Genomic DNA, 20,573 nt, shown 5'->3' with positions numbered 1-20,573 from the left:
TTCTCATGATTTAGCTTAAGGAATTGTGAATTATTAATTCAGTATGTAAACAGGCCATCTAATCTTTCAAGCATTAAGTGATACTATCCCTGTGAAAGTGAAGCTTTTTGCGCGTGTTTCCATGTAGGCGGGGGCGGTCAGATGTCATATCATAGCCGAACAATACAACACGATCAGTTCTATGTTGTGAGCATCAAACCTTCCGGCAACCAGGTTCATACAAAAACAGAACGCTCTGAATGATGTGAGCAGCAACGTTAACTCAGGCGTTACCAGCCTTGGTATCGTTTACCCAACGCGAGGCATCAACAAGCATTCGAAATAGAATCAAGCGAAGGTAATCTGCTTCTGAGATACGATTAAAATCACGAAATATTGTTAAAGCTAATCTTTAGTATGTGTCTATAAGCTATCTAAATACAACAATTATTATGCATTATTTCTTGCATGTATAAACATCATGTCAAGGCATTATAGACTGCGAGAAGATGAATGTGGAGGCTTGCAATGTGTAAAATACTTATTGTACTGATGAAGGAGAGATCTACATGGCAGAAGAACGCATGGTCATTGCTGGAGGATGTTTTTGGGGTATGCAGGATCTGATTCGCAGCTTGCCCGGAGTACACGCCACACGTGTGGGCTACACTGGTGGGGATGTACAATACGCTACTTATACCAATCATAGTGGCCATGCTGAGGCTATCGATGTCAGCTTTGATAGCGACGTGATTTCATATCGGAAACTACTGGAATTCTTTTTTCAGATTCATGATCCGACAACGCCCAATCGTCAGGGTAATGACAGGGGATCGTCCTATCGCTCTGCTATCTATTACGTGAATGAGGAGCAGAAAGAGATTGCATTGAAAACTATTGCCGATGTCGATGCCAGTGGCCTCTGGCCTGGCAAGCTTGTAACCGAAGTAGAGCCGGTTGGCGCCTTCTGGGAAGCTGAGCCAGAACATCAGGATTACCTGTTACGTTATCCCGGTGGTTATAGCTGTCACTATCCGCGCCCAGACTGGGTGCTACCCACGTCTGCTTAGGCAAGATGATAGGGGCCGCAGATAGAGAAATGTAGATTTAACCATCGGCTTTGTTGCGCATAAAGTCGGCGACACCTGAAAGAGTCTCGTAAAGCTCATCTCGCAGCGTTTTATCATCAAAGCTATCTGCCAGGGCATGAGACATGCAAAGCATCCACTGATCGCGTTCTGACTCACCAATGGAGAAGGGCATGTGCCGCATGCGTAGGCGAGGATGGCCGAATTTCTCAATATATAGTGATGGGCCCCCCATCCAACCGGAGAGAAACATGAACAACTTATCCTGTGCAGATGCAAGGTTGGTCTGATGCATGGCTCGAATGCCCTGCGTTTCAGGCAGTGCATGCATGTGATGGTAAAAACGCAGTACTAAAAGGCGAAGCGGGGCTTCGCCACCGATACGTTCATAAAAACTGCGAGCATCACTGGTAAATTGCATGGTTTATTCTCCTTTATGGGTGAAATAAGAATAAAAAAGGCCGGGCAAAGCCCGACCTGATTTAGTTGCTTGGTTAGCAGGTGTTCTGAATATTTAGATCACCTTCGAGAAGTTAGAACCCTCTTTCTTCTTTTGCAGGTATTCATCAAATACCATAGCAATATTACGAATGAGTAAACGTCCTGCCGGTAACACTGACAGCCCATCTTCACGCAGTTCAACAAGGTTATCGGTGACCATTTCCTGCAGGTCAGCAAGACCATCAGCAAAGTGTTCTTTGAAGTTGATGTTGAACGCTGTTTCAAAGGGTTCGTAACTGAGGGCAAAATCACACATCAAACGCATGATTACCTGGCGACGCAGATGATCTTCATCAGAAAGAATATAACCACGGAATACCGCAAATTCATCCGCTTCAACTGCTGCGGCATAGGTTTCCATATCTTTTTCATTCTGGAAGAAACCACCGCCGGTATAGCCGATGGATGTCAGTCCCAAACCAATCAGGTCACAATCAGCCTGTGTGCTATAGCCCTGAAAGTTGCGATATAATTTACCTTCGCGCTGAGCAATGGTGAGTTCATCTTCAGGTTTGGCAAAGTGATCCATGCCGATGAAGACATAACCGGCATCAAGCAGGGTGTTGATGCTATGTTCGAGAATATTCAGTTTTTCCTGTGGCGTAGGAATAGCTGCTTCATCAATACGACGTTGTGGCATGAACATGTGCGGCATATGGGCATAATTAAACAGCGCAATACGATCCGGACTGAATTCGATAATTGTTTTCAGCGTTGCATTAAAGGTTTCCACCGTTTGATGTGGCAGACCATACATCAAATCGATGTTCATCGATTCAAAACCGTGATTACGTGCTTCTGATAATACACGCATGGTCTCTTCTTTACTTTGAATACGATTGACTGCCTTCTGAACGATAGGGTCGAAATCCTGTACACCCATACTCATGCGGTTCAGACCGATCTCTTCCAGAACTGCAACGGTGTCTTCATCACATTCACGTGGATCAATTTCAATGCTGAATTCACCATCATCTTTTGCAACAAATTGAAAACGGGAACGCAGCTTATTCATAATTGCACGCATCTGATCGTTATGCATGAAGGTAGGCGTACCTCCACCAAAATGGAGTTGGGTGACCGGACGCTGACAATCATTGCCATGCTTATCGCGCATGTTATCGGCAACACGATCGATCTCTTTTAATAGCAGTTTCAGATAAGGCTCAGCACGATCATATTGCTTGGTCACAATCTTGTTGCAGCCGCAGTAATAACAGATGGTATTGCAGAAAGGAATGTGAATATAAAGCGACAGCGGAGCATCATCAGATGCCACGCGTTGTAAGGTGTCGCGGTATTGCTTGGCACCAATGCCTGTATGGAACATAGGGGCAGTAGGATAAGAGGTATAACGTGGCCCGGCTTTATCGTATTTTTTAATAATCTCTAGGTTGAAAAGATTAGCGCCCCCCAATTGGGAGGCGCTAATATCGGTAACAGTGTTTGTCATTATTGTGTGTTCTTCCTCATATAAGCCATGATGTCTTGAATTTCATCAGATGTAAGGTGAGCAACACCTTTGCCGGCACGATCAACATGGCGACCATGACGAATGCGTAGATCAAGCAAACGATCATCAAGATCAGAGACAACACGTTTTTCAGCAGCATTGCCAATCAGCTTGATGGCGCGAGGGGTGCTATGGCAAGAGCTACATTTATTGTTGAACAGTTTCTTGCCGTTATTTGCATTAGACATATAGCGCAGGTTGTACACATAGTCAGCAACATCTGCGATATCTTCATTCGTTAGTTGATGACGCTTGCTGGTCATCATGGTGCCAGGGCGACCATAACGCATGGTATGAACAATTTCTTGTAGGTTGAGCTTGGAATAAACCAGATTTTTAGCGCCCATGCCTGTTTGTGCACGGCCATCTACACCATGGCAACTTACACACACATCATGAAAACGTTTTTTGCCATTGGCAATGTTGGGTGTGTACTCAAATGTTTGGATGTAATCAATAACAGCTTCGATCTCTAATGCATCCAATTCATATTTTTTTGGTGTCATGGCTGTTCCGGCCACACCATATGATATAATACGACGCATTTCATCTCTGCTGATCAGACCAGCAATCGCTCTGTGGTTACGTGCCGGGTAAGGCTTTAAGCTCTTACCCAGCGCGCTTACTTCACCTGTTGCACCATGACATGAAGCACAACTGGCAGCATAAAGAGCCTTACCATCTAAAGTATCGCTTGCCGAAGCAACCATCGGTGACAATATAAAAGCAGCTGCCATACCGATCCATAATTTGATTTGCATAAGACTCTCCTTCCCCTAAGTTGATAGGGCTTAACTATTTACCACTTGAGTTCCGAGTGCAAGGGTTGACTTAGTGCTGTGCTTCGATGATGAATGCAACCATTGCGTCGATCTGTTCTTCGTTAAGCTTTTTAGAGAAACTTTTCATTTTCTTGTTCTTGCTGCCGTTTGTGAGGATTTCTTTTAACTCGGCTGGATCGCTTCTCATCTGTTTAAAACCAGGACCAAATTTTTTGCCGTCAACCTTATGGCACATCTTGCATTTGCTCTTATAAAGTTTTTCTGCATTGATTCCATCGGCCATGGCAACCTGTGAGCTTAGTCCGAAACAGGCTGCTGCCGCCAGGATTAGGTATGTATGTTTCATAGTTTTTCTCCTTTTTTGCCCCGATAATTGTTGAACAGGACAATGTTAGTTCCTTAGTGTTTCAATGCGTAGCGCAATGAATACACCTTGGGGTTAAAGATGATTTCGCTGCTGCGATTATTGATGCATTACATCTTCTGATAACGTGTGTGCATCCGTTCTTGGTTTGTATATCCACATCTGATACATAGAAACTACAATTTGCATGCCCAGGGATATACCCATGAGGGCACCGGCGATGACCACAACATACGAAAATCCAGGGATGATTTTGGTGACGTACCACGATGTAATATCCAGTAAAATAGCGATAAAGGGAATAATCACTGTCACTCGCTTCACTGTTTTCGACATTTCACATAACAGGAATATTCTACCAACAAAGAATAGAATAAAGGCGATGCCAAAGAGATGGATGTGGCTTACCCGAACCAGGCTCTGAATAGATGCCCCGGTATCTATATGGGTTAGTTTAAGGACGTCTTTATAGCTGGTTAGATGCGGTAGGCCCATTTCAGCTTCTGCAGAGTGACACATAATACAGTTATTATTAAGAATAGGGGCGACTTTTTCGTTGAACTCATCTTCATCTTTTCCGGCATTGATCCAGCCAATAATGATATCTTTTTGTTCCGGCTTTTCTAAGTTCACTAACATCGGACCATTCAGGGCTGCACCAAGTCGTGTTTGATGACCTTCACCGAAATAGGCGATCTCTACATCTTTTACAGAGAGTCCCGGTTCACCATCTCGGCCAGCATGGGAAAAGTACATATGGGTTAGGGCAAACAGGTATCCCAAGCCAATGGTAATGAGAAACATAGTGTCCAACATTTTTTCACTGACAGAGGCATCGGAAAATCGACGATAGTGCGGCATTGAATGAGCTCCTTTTTTTTAAGCAGCGGCATAATAATGCTTTCGATAAAAAAGAACAATAAGATTAAATAGTTGAGTGTTTTGCTCAGTTAATGGCTTGTTGCTCTTCAGAGAACCAACGTATCGCTGACTTTTCATCATCAAATAGGCCATCTAATTGGGCGTGATAGGCCTTTTGTAGTGTCTCACCCATCTCAGGTCCTGGAACCATACCCAGTGATAAAAGCATCTTACCATTAAGAATGGCATGCGGTTTCTGTTGATGGTGTTGTAGCTCCTGTGCCAGTTGTAACCATGGGAGAGCCGGACGTGAAGGAGGCGCAGGTGCACGACCTGATGCATCAGCTTCCACCAGCATCTCCCACAATTCGATATTGGCAGGCTCTAATCGATGTGAAAGTCGTCGAACCGCGCGGGCTGTGGGCTCGCCATGAATATGGGTGATATGTTCTGCAACTAAAGAAGAAATATATGGAGCAAGGCGACGTGGGACTCCTATCTGATCTAAAAACTGCATGGTAATCGGCACACCGCTTTGACTGTGCCCGGGAGAGCGAATGTTGCCTGATTGATCAATGGTAGTGCACTCCGGCTTGCCAACATCGTGACACAGGGCAGCCAACACCAATATTTCTGTAGTCTTATCATCAAGTTGATAATGTGTTGCAACCGATGCCGCTTGATCACACACCTGTAGGGTATGTGACCACACATCACCTTCAGGGTGCCAATATGGGCTTTGTGGGCATTCAGGCATGGCTTCAAGTGCTGGATAGAGCGATAACCAGCCACTCTCTTGCAGCGCTTTTAAACCATGTGAAGGGTAGGGCGCATGGCTCCATTTTTGCCATTCTGCCCAAATACGTTCTTTGGGTAGCGAGGACGATTCATCGATGAGTGAGCGGCATAAATCTGCAGTTTGTGGATGCAGTTTCAATTGAAAGCGGGCGGCAAATTGTATTGCACGTAAGGGCCTGAGAGGGTCTTCGGAGAATGCCGGGCTTATATGCCGTAGTATTTTGTTGTTAAGGTCTTTTATACCATGATGGTGATCAATCAGTCTGTTATGTAAGGGATCAAACATCATCGCATTGATGGAGAAATCGCGACGTAGCGTGGCCTTCTGTTCAGAAAGAAAGGGATCAGGTGTCACATCAAAGCCCTTATGGCCAGAGCCGGACTTTATTTCTGACCGCGGCAGAGCGATATCAAACTCAAAACGACCCATCCATAATTTCAACACGCCAAATTGTTGACCGACAAGCTCTGTGCGCCCAAGGGTGTTAAGCGCTGTTTCGACGACCGGCATTTCCAGACCGAATACTTCGATATCGTAATCTTTGGGCCTTTGCCCAAGCATTAAATCCCGCACGGAGCCACCCACCAGCCATGCTTTTCCATTTAGCTGCTGAATATGCTGACAAAGTGTCATTAAGGGGGCTGGGAGCTGTGTTAAATCCGGCTTGAACATGTGGCTTATTCCACGTGGACAATTCAATAAAGGCAAGTAGATGGTGATTTACGGATAGTGATCTACCTTTCTCATTGTTGCCAGTGGGCAGAGCATGCTACCTTTCGCCAAATTAGAAGCCGCTTGTACTGTTAGCATGAAGTCGATCATGATGATTCTGTTTGAATCGACTATCAATTGTAACTTCAAGAGAAAAGGCTTCCAACGTGGAGTGAGGGGAATCAAATGTCAGATAAAACGAAAGCACTGGATACCGCATTAAGTCAGATTGAACGTCAGTTTGGTAAGGGAACAGTGATGCGTCTTGGTGATAATGAGAGAGTGCCTGTAGAGGTTATTCCAAGTGGTTCGTTGGCGCTCGATGCGGCTTTGGGTGTGGGCGGTTATCCACGCGGCCGTGTGGTTGAAATTTATGGACCGGAATCATCCGGTAAAACCACCATGGCATTGCATGCCATCGCTGAGGCTCAGAAATTGGGCGGACAGGCTGCATTTGTGGATGCTGAACATGCATTGGACCCGATTTACGCTGAACATCTGGGTGTGGATGTGGATAACCTGCTGGTTTCTCAGCCAGACTGTGGTGAACAGGCGCTGGAAGTGGTTGATATGCTGACCCGTTCCGGAGCACTCGATATTATTGTCGTGGATTCAGTCGCTGCCCTGACACCGAAATCGGAGTTGGAAGGCAATATGGGTGATTCGCACATGGGTCTGCATGCACGTTTGATGTCCCAGGCTCTGCGTAAACTGACCGGTTCAATTTCACGTTCTAAAACTACGATTATCTTTATCAATCAAATTCGTATGAAGATCGGTGTGATGTTTGGTAATCCTGAAACAACGACCGGTGGTAACGCATTGAAGTTTTATGCTTCTATTCGTATGGATGTACGCCGCACGGGCGCTATCAAGAAAGGTGATGAAGTGTTGGGTAATGATACCCGTGTGAAGGTAGTGAAGAATAAGGTGGCTCCACCATTCAAACAGGCACAGTTCTCCATTATGTATGGTGAAGGTGTATCGCATGCCGGTGAAGTGCTCGATATGGGGGTGCAGTACGGTTTTGTGAACAAGAGCGGAGCCTGGTATGCCAAGGATAATGAGAAGATTGGTCAGGGCCGTGATAACGCTATCACATTTCTAAAAGAGCATCCGGAGATGCTGGCTGAGGTGGAAGCGAAAGTACGTACTGAATTGGGTATGGGTGATGATAAGGCCGAATAAAAGCGCCAATGGATAAAGATGAAGCAGCAGCATATAATTATGCTGCGCGTCTGCTGGCTCAGCGAGAATATTGTACCCTGCAGATAGAGCAAAAATTAATCACACGTAAGATTGATCATGCGATAATTTCAGTTGTTATTGCTCAGTTGAAACATGATGGTTATTTAAGTGATCGACGTTTTGCAGAGTCTTATTTACGCTCCAGGCTTGAGAAAGGTGAAACGCCATGGCTGGCGATGAAACGGGCCAAGCAAAAAGGTGCGGATGATGTGTCATTGCAACTGGCTATGGACGAATTGACGGCAGATTATGATGTTGAACAAACAGCGCGTGATCTGTTGGCCATGCGAGATCCGGCCGGGTTTAGATTTGAAGACGAACGGGTCTGGCAGCGTCAGGCACGTTTTTTACAGAACAAAGGCTTTGGAACTGATATTGTTCTGCGCGTATTGAAAGAACGAACGGAGGATTCCCGGTGAAAACATCCGAGATTCGGCAAAAATTTCTTAATTACTTTGAATCAAAAGGGCATGCTCTTGTTGATTCTAGTTCGTTGGTGCCCCATGGCGATCCAACCCTGATGTTTACCAATGCTGGCATGGTGCAGTTTAAGCACACGTTTTTGGGTAATGAGACGCGCGCTTACAGTACGGCGACAACCAGCCAGAAATGTGTGCGTGCCGGTGGTAAACACAATGATCTTGAAAATGTTGGTCATACCGCACGTCACCACACCTTCTTTGAAATGCTGGGCAATTTCTCCTTTGGTGATTATTTCAAAAAAGAAGCTATCGCATATGCATGGGAATTTCTGACTGTTGAACTAGGGCTTGATAAAGATCGATTGTTTGTCACGGTCTTTGAAGATGACGATGAAGCGTATGACCTTTGGACTAAGGGCATTGGTATCAGTGAAGATAAAATAGCACGCATTGGTGCCAAAGATAATTTCTGGAGCATGGGTGATACAGGGCCGTGCGGCCCTTGTTCTGAAATATTTTTTGATCATGGCGCGGATGTATGGGGTGGCCCTCCGGGCACACCGGATGAAGAGGGTGATCGTTTTGTTGAAATATGGAACCTGGTATTCATGCAATATGATCGCGATGCAGAAGGCACCCTGAATCCATTACCAAAACCTAGTGTTGATACAGGTATGGGGCTGGAGCGTGTCGCTGCAGTGATGCAGGGCACCCATGACAATTACAGTACCGATCTGTTTCAGAATCTGATCGAAGCAGCTTGTGCTGTCACTGGTGTCAAACAAGGTGCTGGTAAAGAGAGTGATGTATCGCTGCGTGTGTTGGCGGATCATTTGCGTTCGGTCTCCTTCCTGCTGGCTGATGGTGTATTGCCATCGAATGAAGGTCGTGGTTTTGTACTGCGTCGAATTTTACGCCGTGCCTGTCGTCATGGTCGTCTGCTCGGTATGCATGAAGCATTTATTTACAAGCTTGTGCCTGCTCTTGTGGCAGAGATGGGATCTCATTTTGTCGAACTTGTTGAAGCACAAGGCAACATCGAACAGGTCGTTCGTATCGAGGAAGAGCGCTTTATCAAAACGCTTGATAAGGGTCTGAAATTGGTAGAACAGGCAGTCATGGATGCAGGGAAGGGTGGTACAATTCCCGGCAAAACACTCTTTACGCTCTATGATACGTTTGGATTTCCAACTGATTTAACCGCTGATATTCTTAAAGGACGCGATGTTGCTCTGGATATGGCTGGCTTTGAAGTTTGCATGGAAGAGCAGCGTAACCGTGCGCGTGCTGCATGGGGAGGTAGTGGCGAATCAGCACTACCGAAGGCCGTGTTTGAATTGCGTGAAACACATGGTGCAACTGAATTCCTTGGATATAATACATTGCTGGCTGAAGGTGTGATCACTGGTCTGATTCAGGGCGAAAATGCTGTGGAAGTGTTAAATGAAGGTGACGAAGCTTGGCTGGTTGCGAATCAGACACCTTTTTATGCTGAATCCGGTGGGCAGGCTGGTGATACCGGTTTGATTACTGTAGCAGATGCTACATTCGAAGTGACCGATACCAAAAAAGTGTTATCTGATTTGTTCGTACATATCGGTAAAGTGACCAAGGGTTCTTTCCATATTGGTGGCTCTGCACACTTTGCCGTCACAGGTCTGCGTCGTGATGCGATTCGGCGCAATCATACCGCCACGCATCTGATGCATTCGGTATTGCGTGAAGTGCTGGGTGATCATGTGAAACAGGCCGGTTCATTGGTGAATGCGGAGCGTTTACGTTTTGATTTCAGTCACCATCAACCGGTATCTGATGCAGAAAAAGCAGATATTGAAGCGCGTGTGAATGCAGCTGTCTGGGCCAATGATGCAGTGGAAACCAAACTGATGACCCAGGATGAAGCGGTCGCTTCAGGAGCCATGGCACTGTTCGGTGAAAAATATGGTGATGAAGTACGCGTGGTTTCGGCAGGTTTCTCCACTGAATTATGTGGTGGCACGCATGTGTCACGAACCGGTGATATCGGTCTGTTCCGTATTTCTTCTGAAACAGGTATTGCGGCCGGTGTACGTCGTATTGAGGCATTAACTGGACAAGCAGCTTACCAGAGCTATGTGGTAGATGCAGATACGCTGAACGTTATCGCTAATCAAATGAAGGTGCGCACATTTGAAGCCGTGGATGGTTTGACCACACTACAGGGTAAACTCAAAGAGGCTGATAAAGCGCTGCAATCGTTAAAAGCCAAAGCATCTACCGGTATGTTGGACGATTTGATCGGTACGGCTATCGATGTAAACGGTATCAAGTTGCTTACCGCTGTTGTGAATGATGTTGCCGATATGCGTGATTTTATGGATAAGGCCAAGGGTAAATTAAAATCCGGTATCATTGTTTTTGGTCAGGTGAAGGGTGAAAAAGTGCAATTGGTAGCAGGTGTTACCAGCGATCTTCTCAAGCAATTTCATGCCGGAAATATCGTGCGTGAAGTAGCGATGCTTTGCGGTGGTAAAGGCGGTGGTAAACCGGAGCTGGCCATGGCTGGTGGTACAGAGCCGGCGAAATTAAAAGCAGCCTTGGCTTCTGTGTCCGAGACCCTTACTTAAGGCTTCATCACTGATTTCTCCCATGTGCCATGCATGGGGGGAGGCTTTTTTGTATTCATTATCATCAATGCGGGCCTACAATGGTTGAACATGGATTTTATGAACAAATATCTTTTTTTTATCTATACTTGAAGCAATGCGAATAATAACAGCCAGCAGAGTAGTGTCTGGACTGTTGCAACAGAACAGATCTGGAGGGTAGATAATGAATCAACAACACGACCAGGAGATTCCACAGGGGTTTTTATCAGCCATGAATTTGCAGGGGCCTGTGCCTGATCCGTGTGTGCTGGTGATCTTTGGTGCTTCCGGTGATTTAACCAAACGTTTGTTGATTCCATCGCTGTTTAATCTCTACTGTGATGATCTGTTGCCCGACGCGTTCCAAATCCTGGGTATGGCGATGGATGATTTTAATACGGATTCATTTCGCGATAAAATCAATGTGGATGTACATGAATTTTCGCGCCGTGAAAATTTTGAAGAAGCTCGCTGGACTGATTTCTGTGCGAAAATTCATTATCTCAAAGGGCGCTTTGATGCAGCCGATGATTTTGAACAACTTGAAACACAGATTCAGGTATTGAATGATCGTCACCAGTTGGGCGGTAATGTGCTGTTTTACATGGCCACACCACCCTCGGTGTTTGGTATGATTTCCACCGGGTTGCAGGCAGTTGGACTCAATAAGGCGGCCGATGATGCCTGGCGACGTATTATCGTGGAAAAACCCTTTGGCTCGGACTTGGCATCGGCAAAAGCCTTAAATACTGAAATCCTTAACTATTGGAAAGAGAGCCAGGTTTATCGTATCGATCATTATCTGGGCAAAGAAACCGTGCAGAATCTGCTCGCATTCCGTTTTGGTAATGGCATGTTTGAGCCTCTATGGAACCGTACACAAATTGATCATATTCAGATCACTGCTACCGAGAAGGTAGGGGTTGAATGGCGGGGTGGATATTACGATCAATCCGGTGTGCTTCGAGATATGATTCAGAATCATCTGTTTCAGATTATGTCCTATTTGTGCATGGAACCACCGACATCGTTTGACGCGGAAGCTATTCGCAATGAAAAGTATAAATTATTGAGTGCTGTGCGCATCATGAAGCATGAAGAGGTGCACACACATGCAGTGCGTGGCCAATATGATGTGGCAACACTTGCTGATGGATCACAAGCCAAAGGCTATCGTCAAGAGCATATGGTTGATCCAAATTCCAATACTGAAACCTATGGAGCACTCAAGTTACACATCGATAACTGGCGCTGGCATGGTGTTCCTGTGTTTATTCGTTCAGGTAAGGCTCTGAGCAGTAAATCCACTGAAATTGTTGTGCAGTTCCGGCGTGCCCCTGCATTTACCTTCAGAGGAACTCCGGCAGCATCGCAACTGGAGGCCAATCAACTGGTATTTCGAGTTCAGCCCAATGAAGGTATTGAATTGCGGTTTCAGGCCAAGCGGCCTGGCCCGGCCATGCAGATGCGTAAGGTAAATATGCATTTTGAATACGATGATGCATTTATTACCAATCCCGGCACTGGTTATGAAACCATGCTGCATGACTGTATGCATGGTGATGCATCACTGTTTTCACGTTCTGACCTGGTTGAGATGGCCTGGTCCATAGTACAGCCTGTTCAGGAGGTCTGGAGTCGTGAAAAGGCTACGGAATTTACCAATTATACGTTTGGATCATGGGGACCAAAAGCAGCCTTTGAATTGATGCAACCAACGCACCGCCGTTGGTTGGCGCGTACACCGAAAGAAGCACTTGAACGCGTGCCCATGTTTGAAGGTAGTGGTGACATGATGTTGCATGCGTTTGCCATGATGCTCAAACCTATAGTGTTCAATGCTGGCGATGATATTGTCACTTATGGCAGTGAAGGAAATGAATTCTTTATTATTGAAACGGGCAGTGTTGATATTATCAAGGCCAATGGAAAACTCATATCGACCCTTGAAAAAGGCCAGGTGTTTGGTGAATTAAGCCTGTTGATGTCGCAAGCAAGGCAAGCCACCGTGCGCGCGAATACATATTGTGCACTGTATATCATGGAAAAACGTGACTTCTGTAAAGTGTTGATGGATCGCCCCGAGTTTGCAAGACGCGTCATGGAAACGGCACGTGAACGGTACGATGTTATTATTGATGCACAGACCTTGATGGCATCAGAATAAATTTAATGAATGCAGTGATTCTAGATGTGCTCAGACACATTGCTTGGCGCTTGTGAATGTATAATTATAATGCTTGGGAAGCATTGTCGGTGACTGAAGGCGTTCTTGTTGGCATGATCCTTTTGATCCTGGTGTTGTGGTTTTTGCATGCTCGTAATCAGAAAAAGTTGATGCAGGCTGCAGAGATTTCGATGCAAGGCTTGGAGCAGGTTGTTGACGCTCATAAGAACGTGATTGATCAGCAATCAGATGAATTAACATCGCATAAAGTTTCTATCGCTACATTAAGTGAGCGCATTCAACATGCTGATAAACAAGTGGAAAAGTATCATTTAAAAATACAGGAAAAAGAGCAGCATCTTGATGCGCTTCATCGTGAACTTAGTGATCTCAAATCAGAAAACAGGGCGCTGGAAACGCGCATGTTTGAAGAGCGCAAGGCAGCGGGCGAGAAACTAGCCCTACTGGAAGATGCTAAAGAGAAGCTTGGAAATGAGTTTAAACTGCTGGCTCATCAAATCTTTGAAGCGAAGGGAAAAGCCTTCTCACAGCAGAATCGAAATAGTTTGGATGAAGTGCTGAAACCTATGCGTGAGCAGTTAGGTGATTTCCGCAAACGTGTGGATGAGATTCATACAGATGACACCAAAGAGCGGGCATCGCTCAAAGCGCATCTAAGCCAGCTCAAAGAGCTGAACCTGCAGATGAGTACAGATGCGCTGAATTTAACACAGGCACTCAAAGGTGAGAGTAAATCACAAGGCAATTGGGGCGAGATGATCCTGGAGCGCATTCTGGATACTTCTGGTTTGCGAAAAAACCATGAATACCTTCGTGAGGATTCGACTGATATTGGAGGTGGCAAGCGACTGCGTCCGGATGTGATTATTCGTATGCCTGGTGATAAGCACATCATTATTGACTCTAAAGTGTCATTGACTGATTACGAGCGGGTCATTGCAGCAAATGATAGCGATGCACGCAAAAAATGCACCAAAGCTCATGTGAATAGCATCAAAAATCACGTTATGAGTCTGGCGGATAAACACTATGCTCATCTTCCCGGCGTTCATTCTCCTGATTACGTATTAATGTTTATGCCTATTGAGGGTGCTTATCTGATGGCCATTGAAGCTGATCAGGGTATCTTTGAAATGGCTTTTGATAAGGGGGTGGCTGTAGTGACGCCATCAACGCTTTATGCAACGTTAAAGCTTATTGAGCAACTTTGGCGTCATGAGAAACATAGTGAAAATATGGTGAGTCTGATTGATCGCGCCAGCAAATTGCATGATAAGGTTGTAGATTTCGTGAAAGCATTTGAAGATGTCGGTGGCAGACTAAATCAGGCTAAAGATTCGTATGACATAGCACTTGGTCGCATTACAAAAGGCCCGGGCAATGTGATTCGGCAGATTGATCAACTGGGGCAACTCGCTGGTAAAACCAAGAAAGAGCTACCCGGTCATTTGATTGAAACGGCAACACTTGAAGATCAGAAGGAAATGAAACTTGAATAAATCAATGCTGAACTTGTTCATTTCCTGATCATTCAATAACCACGTTCAGGTATCAGCTTATTGTCGCTTTATCAGCCGCTCTTATTTAAACACTAAATTTCGAGCCAAGGACTGATAACTAGTCTATAGTTACGTTGGCAGCAACGGAGGTGATATGGTTTCCGAGGCAAAGGAAAAGGTGAAATTACTGTTTTCAGGTTATAGAAGTTACTCTCCAGATGAGAGTAGCGTACATGCCACCTTATTCTTGTTGATCTGTTTAACGTTTGTTGTTGCATCTTCGTTTTCCGTTATTAACTATCTACATGACCACGAATGGCTCGGCTTATTTTTGATTGTTGTATCTATTGCATGCATTCCGATGATCGTAAATGGATATCGGGGGAATTGGTTTAAAAGGTCACGAGAGCTTTTTTTGAGCCTGCCATTATTTACTTTTTTTGCGCTTTTTATTGATGGTGGTATCGGCAATACCGGCATTTATTGGGGGCTGATATTCCCTTTTCTGGCATTTTTATTGATGGGGATTCGCCTTGGCTGGTTCTGGGTTGCAGCATTTGTCCTGTTTCATGTTGTCGCTCTTGTATCGAGTAGCTTGGGGTTGGTGGACCTGACTTATAGTGATGATACCTTGCGATATATACCAACGATGTTTTTATGTTTTTCGCTTATAGCCTGTGCATTTCAATTGCAGTTGGAGCGGCGACAGACAGAGCTGGTGGAAACAAACACTGAACTCAAAAAACGCGAACATGAGCTGTGCCAAGTGCAAGATGATCTTGAAAAAACGGTGCAAAGGCGAACCTCAGAACTGAAATCTATGAATACAAAACTGAGTCAGGAGATTGATGATAAAATAGAGGCATTGCAGCAGAAGGAGTGTGCTGAGCTGAAATATGTACAGGCCCAGAAAATGGAGACAGTGGGCACACTTGTTGGTGGTATTGCACATGATTTTAACAATATGCTTTCCGGAATCACAGCCAATATTTACCTGATTCAGCGTCAGATAGATTCTCCGGAAATTCTTAAAAGACTGGATGATATTGGTGATTTATCGATGCATGCCGCAGATATTATTCGTCAATTAATGACCTATGCACGTAAAGACAGAGTTGTTCTGACTGAATTTGATCTTCATGCCGTTATTCAACAATCCTATAAATTGGCGCGTGTATCCATACCTGCTCATATTCGTTGCGAATTATCATTACCCGAAGATGTATATATGATTAAAGGAGATGAAACCCAGATTCAACAGATTTTGATGAATCTGATGAATAATGCACGCGACTCAACTGCTGGAGTAGATAATCCATTTATCAATGTTGCGTTGAGTAAAAGTAAACAGAGTGATGCATTTTTGAATAGTCATCCGGAAGCCAGAGGGTGTGATTATGTGATACTCTCAGTAGAAGATAATGGCTGTGGTATCCCTAAAGAACAATTAAGTAAAATTTATGAGCCATTTTATAGCACGAAAGAGGTGGATAAAGGTACAGGCCTGGGTCTCTCTATGGTGTATGGAGCGGTGAAAAGTCATGGTGGATTTCTTAATGTGGTTAGTCATTTACATTCAGGTACCTGTTTTAGTATTTATCTACCCTTAGAAAACAGTATTCATACATTGAATGATGCGCAGCATGCGTTAATCAAAGAAGGTCATGGTGAAACCATATTATTGGTGGATGATGATGATTCTCTGCTTGAGGTAACGGAACGCTTATTAAAAACGCTTGGATATATTGTTCTTACTGCTTCAAATGGTGTGCAAGCAGTGGAAACCTATGAACGTAACAGGGATAACATTGATTTGGTTCTGATGGATGTTGTGATGCCTCAGCTTGGTGGCAAGCTTGCTGCAGAACGCATTCACAAATTGAACCCGGATATGAAGGTCGTGTTTATGACCGGTTATGACCCTGGTGATGATGCTACTTGTGAAATGATTTTAGATAATCAAATGGTACTGAGCAAACCCCTGGCCGTAGAAAAATTAAGTCAAACGATAAGGTATCATTTGACCTGAATAACAACAGTTTGTGTGTTGAATTCTTTATTCAACGGATAAATATAGATAGCTACTGCTGAATGAATCATGACTATTCAATCCCGTATCTGCTGCTAAACTCGCCCATAGTATTAAAAACCGACCCTGGTGGACCCGCAATGATGCAAACCAATCAATATTCGCCCTTCATAAAATTAGTGCTATGCCTTGCTCTTATGGGGCTTTTAAGTGGGTGCCAGTCGGCCTATTACTCCACCATGGAGAAAGTGGGCTACCATAAACGTGATATTCTGGTTGATCGAGTCGCCAAGGCCCGTGATGCGCAGCAGGAAGGTAAAGAGCAATTTAAATCATCACTGGAACAGTTTTCAAGTGTGCTTAATTTTAAGGGTGGGGCGCTTGAAGATAAATACAACACACTCAATGATGAGTATGAAGATAGTGAAGATGCCGCCAATGATGTGCGCAACAGGATAGACTCGGTAGAATCTGTTGCAGAAGATCTGTTTGAAGAGTGGGAAGGCGAGCTGGAACAATATAGCAGTGCATCTCTTAAACGGGACAGTAGTCAAAAACTGCGTAAAACACGCCAGCAATATAAAAAACTTATCAGTGCCATGCGACGTGCCGAAAAGAAAATGGATCCTGTGCTGAATGCGTTTAAAGATCAGGTGCTTTATTTAAAACATAACCTGAATGCCAAGGCGATTTTGTCGCTTAAAAAGGAACTGCGTTCTGTGAAATCAAATATTTCAGCTTTGGTTAAAGATATGGAAAAATCCATTCAAGAAGCCGATCTGTTCATCAAAGAGGCAGGGATCTAAAACAGGTCAAAGCGGATTTATGCTCCACTATAGATAAGGCCATTTCTGCATGGACAATCATTGGGTTGTCAGGGTTAAGGTATTTATGACTGCTTAATCAGGCTACTACTGTTAAACTCACCCGCATCTCAAATTTTCACCAATACTTGCCAAGGAAAAACCATGACTTCAAACAACCCTACCATTATTTATACCAAAACTGATGAAGCACCAGCCCTGGCCACCTATTCATTGCTTCCAATAGTGCAGGCCTTTAGTAAAGCGGCAAATGTGAATGTGGAAACGAAAGATATTTCACTGGCTGGCCGCATCCTTACCAATTTCCCGGACAACCTTCGTGAAGAGCAGAAGCAGTCGGACGCCTTGAGTGAGCTGGGTGCTTTGGTAAAAGAAGCTGAAGCGAATATTATAAAATTGCCGAATATCAGTGCATCGGTTCCTCAATTATGTGCAGCAATCTCAGAGTTGCAGGCGCATGGTTATGATATTCCAAACTATCCGGAAGATGCCCAGAGTGATGCAGAAAAAGCGATAAAAATACGTTATGCCAAGGTGTTGGGTAGTGCGGTTAATCCGGTTTTGCGTGAAGGTAACTCGGATCGCCGTGTGGCCGATGCAGTAAAACAGTATGCCCGGGATAACCCGCATTCAATGGGAGCCTGGAGCAGCGATTCACAATCACATGTAGCACATATGTCTGATGGTGATTTTTATGGCAGTGAGCAGTCTGTTGTTGTAGATAAAATTTGTGATGTGAAAGTTGAACTGACTGATGCGGCAGGGAATAGCTTGGTGCTTAAACAGAGTACTCCGTTATTGAAAGGCGAAGTGATTGATGCATCTGTCATGAGCCGGTCAGCCTTACGTGCATTTTATGCCAAAGAGATTGATGATGCCAAACAGTGTGGTGTTTTGCTTTCACTGCATTTGAAAGCGACCATGATGAAAGTGTCTGACCCACTTATGTTTGGCCATGCAGTGACTGTGTATTATAAGGATGTATTTGAAAAACATGCCGTTCTATTTGAAGAGATTGGTGTGGATGCCAGCAATGGTCTTGGTGATGTGTATGCAAAAATAGCCGACCTTCCAGCCGACAAACGGTCAGAAATCGAAGCTGATATAATGGCTGTTTATGATTCCAATCCTGCCTTAGCGATGGTTGATTCTGACAAAGGAATTACGAACTTACACGTTCCAAGTAATGTAATTATTGACGCATCAATGCCGGCTGCAATTCGCTCGTCAGGTAAGATGTGGGGCGCAGATAACAAGCTGCATGACATGAAGGCGATGATTCCTGATCGCTGTTATGCCGGCGTGTATCAGGAGACAATTAGCTTCTGTAGAGAAAACGGAGCCTTTGATCCTGTCACCATGGGTAATGTGGCCAATGTTGGTTTGATGGCGCAGAAAGCCGAGGAATATGGCTCGCATGACAAAACGTTCTTGATTCCTGCTGATGGTACGGTTCGTGTAGTTGATGAAGCCGGTAATGTGTTGATGCAACACGACGTGGAAAAAGGTGATATCTGGCGCATGTGTCAGGCCAAGGATGCACCGATTCAGGATTGGGTGAAATTGGCGGTGAACCGCGCCAGAGCGACAGGTCATCCAACTATTTTCTGGCTTGATGAAAACCGTGCCCATGATGCGAATCTGATTGGGATTGTTACGCGCTATTTGAAAGATCATGATACCAATGGTCTGGATATTCAGATTATGTCTCCGGTCAATGCTGTTCGTCATGCACTGGCGCGTGTCAAAGCAGGGCAGGATACTATTTCTGTGACAGGTAATGTGCTGCGCGACTATCTGACTGACCTGTTCCCGATTCTGGAGCTGGGAACCAGTGCTAAAATGCTCTCTATCGTGCCTTTATTGGCCGGTGGTGGACTATTTGAGACCGGTGCGGGTGGTTCTGCCCCGAAACATGTGCAGCAGTTTGTGCAGGAAGGGCATCTGCGTTGGGATTCGTTGGGTGAATTTCTGGCTCTGGCTGTATCACTTGAAGATATGGCTGCTAAAACTGGCAATACCAAAGCGCTGGTGTTGGCGAATGCACTGAATGACGCCAATAGTCTGTTCCTGAAAAACAACAAATCACCATCCCGTCGTGTCAATGAACTCGATAACCGTGGCAGCCACTTTTATCTTACCCTTTATTGGGCTCAGGCATTGGCTGCACAATCTGATGATGCCCAGTTGCAGGCTCAGTTTGCACCATTGGCACAAACACTCACAGAGCAGGAAGATGTGATTGTAGCAGAGCTTAATGCAGCACAAGGTAAAGCTTTGGATTTAGGTGGCTATTTCCATGCCGACCCTGCCAAACTGGATGCGGCTATGCGACCAAGTAACACGTTTAATACGGCCCTGAATTTGATTGCTTAATGTTGTTAAGCGTATGGAAGGAGTGATCCGGACGGGTGGTTTGTTTCCATAACCGAATCGGTGATTGGATAAATGCTGGATAAAATAAAATAGTATTTGTTGTCATGAATAATCTGTTGATCAATCTTCATGATGTAGTTCTAACAGATAAAGGGTAGGGGGGGCTTTATGAAAATATTAGCGATACCAGGCAGTATTAGAACTGGTTCATACAATATGGCCCTGCTTAGAGCGATGTCAGAATTAACCTCGAATGAAACAAACATTACCGTGTTTGAAGGATTAAAGGATATTCCTATATTTAATCCCAATTCGGCTGATCACGATATACCGCTAGCTGTTGCTGATCTCATGTTAAAAATAAAAGCATCAGATGGTGTGATTATTAGTACTCCTGAATATATTTACGGTATCTCAGGGGCCTTAAAAAACCTGCTTGATTGGTTGGTATCAACTGGCGTGCTGGTATCGAAACCCGTTGTATCAACCAGTGTATCAACCCAAGCTCTGGGTGCAGTGCGCTCACACAGTTCACTGGTACTCATTTTGCATGCGATGAATGCATCTGTTGTGGTGGACGGATCAATGAATGTTCCTCGTGTAAATATGAAGTTTGATAAAGAATTTCATTTAACAGATGACCTGACCAAACAGGCTATTGCTGTTTCATTAGCGGCACTTGAACAAGCCGTAAACAATATTGATAAGAGTGCAATTGAACTTGCTATTTAGCTAAGAGGGTTAGGACGTATGTTTGTGTGT

The 20,573-nt window shown here is 44.7% G+C and carries 16 protein-coding genes; 10 read left to right on the top strand and 6 right to left on the bottom strand.

The features are described 5' to 3' along the window. Positions 1 to 548 precede the first annotated feature (548 nt). Positions 549 to 1,049: a peptide-methionine (S)-S-oxide reductase MsrA gene (gene msrA / locus D8Y20_RS09380; RefSeq protein ID WP_121543051.1), complete on the top strand. Its 501-nt coding sequence runs from the start codon at positions 549 to 551 to the stop codon at positions 1,047 to 1,049. 37 nt (positions 1,050 to 1,086) lie between these two features. On the opposite strand, the gene D8Y20_RS09375 is transcribed toward msrA, so the two are convergent. The 6 genes from D8Y20_RS09375 to D8Y20_RS09350 form a co-directional block, all read right to left on the bottom strand. Next, positions 1,087 to 1,488, bottom strand: a complete 402-nt coding sequence (locus D8Y20_RS09375) for a group II truncated hemoglobin (protein WP_121543049.1) — start codon at positions 1,486 to 1,488, stop codon at positions 1,087 to 1,089. A 93-nt stretch (positions 1,489 to 1,581) separates the two neighbouring features. Beyond that, positions 1,582 to 3,021 carry an oxygen-independent coproporphyrinogen III oxidase gene (gene hemN / locus D8Y20_RS09370; protein ID WP_121543047.1) on the bottom strand — a complete coding sequence of 480 codons (1,440 nt, stop codon included), beginning with the start codon at positions 3,019 to 3,021 and terminating at the stop codon, positions 1,582 to 1,584. After that, on the bottom strand, positions 3,021 to 3,842 hold the full coding sequence (locus D8Y20_RS09365; RefSeq protein ID WP_121543045.1) for a cytochrome c: 822 nt from the start codon (positions 3,840 to 3,842) through the stop codon (positions 3,021 to 3,023). The genes hemN and D8Y20_RS09365 overlap by 1 nt, the downstream gene beginning before the upstream one ends. A 70-nt stretch (positions 3,843 to 3,912) precedes the next feature. Continuing rightward, positions 3,913 to 4,209, bottom strand: a complete 297-nt coding sequence (locus D8Y20_RS09360; RefSeq protein ID WP_121543043.1) for a cytochrome c — start codon at positions 4,207 to 4,209, stop codon at positions 3,913 to 3,915. A 117-nt stretch (positions 4,210 to 4,326) separates the two neighbouring features. Beyond that, complete coding sequence (locus tag D8Y20_RS09355) at positions 4,327 to 5,088, bottom strand: hypothetical protein (RefSeq protein ID WP_121543041.1); 762 nt, start codon at positions 5,086 to 5,088, stop codon at positions 4,327 to 4,329. 85 nt (positions 5,089 to 5,173) lie between these two features. Then, positions 5,174 to 6,559, bottom strand: coding sequence for a CCA tRNA nucleotidyltransferase (locus tag D8Y20_RS09350; RefSeq protein WP_121543039.1), 1,386 nt, complete (start codon positions 6,557 to 6,559; stop codon positions 5,174 to 5,176). Positions 6,560 to 6,784: 225 nt separating this feature from the next. Between D8Y20_RS09350 and recA the strand changes: the two genes are divergently transcribed. From recA to D8Y20_RS09305, 9 genes are all read left to right on the top strand, one after another. Next, a complete protein-coding gene (gene recA / locus D8Y20_RS09345) occupies positions 6,785 to 7,786 on the top strand; it encodes a recombinase RecA (RefSeq protein ID WP_121543037.1) in 1,002 nt (333 codons plus the stop codon). Positions 7,787 to 7,794: 8 nt separating this feature from the next. Further along, positions 7,795 to 8,265, top strand: coding sequence for a regulatory protein RecX (locus D8Y20_RS09340; protein ID WP_236075376.1), 471 nt, complete (start codon positions 7,795 to 7,797; stop codon positions 8,263 to 8,265). Next, positions 8,262 to 10,874, top strand: coding sequence for an alanine--tRNA ligase (gene alaS, locus D8Y20_RS09335; RefSeq protein WP_121543035.1), 2,613 nt, complete (start codon positions 8,262 to 8,264; stop codon positions 10,872 to 10,874). The genes D8Y20_RS09340 and alaS overlap by 4 nt, the downstream gene beginning before the upstream one ends. Before the next feature lie 205 nt (positions 10,875 to 11,079). Further along, the gene (zwf, locus tag D8Y20_RS09330) at positions 11,080 to 13,062 is read left to right on the top strand and encodes a glucose-6-phosphate dehydrogenase (RefSeq protein ID WP_121543033.1); all 1,983 of its coding nucleotides are present in this window, start codon (positions 11,080 to 11,082) and stop codon (positions 13,060 to 13,062) included. A gap of 56 nt (positions 13,063 to 13,118) precedes the next feature. Continuing rightward, positions 13,119 to 14,582 carry a DNA recombination protein RmuC gene (gene rmuC, locus D8Y20_RS09325; protein ID WP_236075375.1) on the top strand — a complete coding sequence of 488 codons (1,464 nt, stop codon included), beginning with the start codon at positions 13,119 to 13,121 and terminating at the stop codon, positions 14,580 to 14,582. A gap of 154 nt (positions 14,583 to 14,736) precedes the next feature. Further along, entirely contained in the window at positions 14,737 to 16,611 is a 1,875-nt protein-coding gene (locus tag D8Y20_RS09320) for an ATP-binding protein (RefSeq protein WP_121543031.1), read from the top strand. A gap of 197 nt (positions 16,612 to 16,808) precedes the next feature. Further along, positions 16,809 to 17,417, top strand: a complete 609-nt coding sequence (locus D8Y20_RS09315) for a DUF2959 domain-containing protein (RefSeq protein WP_201265603.1) — start codon at positions 16,809 to 16,811, stop codon at positions 17,415 to 17,417. A 162-nt stretch (positions 17,418 to 17,579) separates the two neighbouring features. Further along, a complete protein-coding gene (locus D8Y20_RS09310) occupies positions 17,580 to 19,811 on the top strand; it encodes an NADP-dependent isocitrate dehydrogenase (RefSeq protein WP_121543029.1) in 2,232 nt (743 codons plus the stop codon). Positions 19,812 to 19,979: 168 nt separating this feature from the next. After that, positions 19,980 to 20,543: an NADPH-dependent FMN reductase gene (locus tag D8Y20_RS09305; RefSeq protein ID WP_121543027.1), complete on the top strand. Its 564-nt coding sequence runs from the start codon at positions 19,980 to 19,982 to the stop codon at positions 20,541 to 20,543. The last annotated feature ends 30 nt before the right edge of the window (positions 20,544 to 20,573 follow it).

The sequence above is a fragment of the Mariprofundus sp. EBB-1 genome, assembly GCF_003665155.1.
Lineage (GTDB): Bacteria > Pseudomonadota > Zetaproteobacteria > Mariprofundales > Mariprofundaceae > Mariprofundus.
The sequence above is the reverse complement of the archived record's forward strand: the minus strand, read 5'-3'. Positions and strand labels throughout refer to the sequence as shown.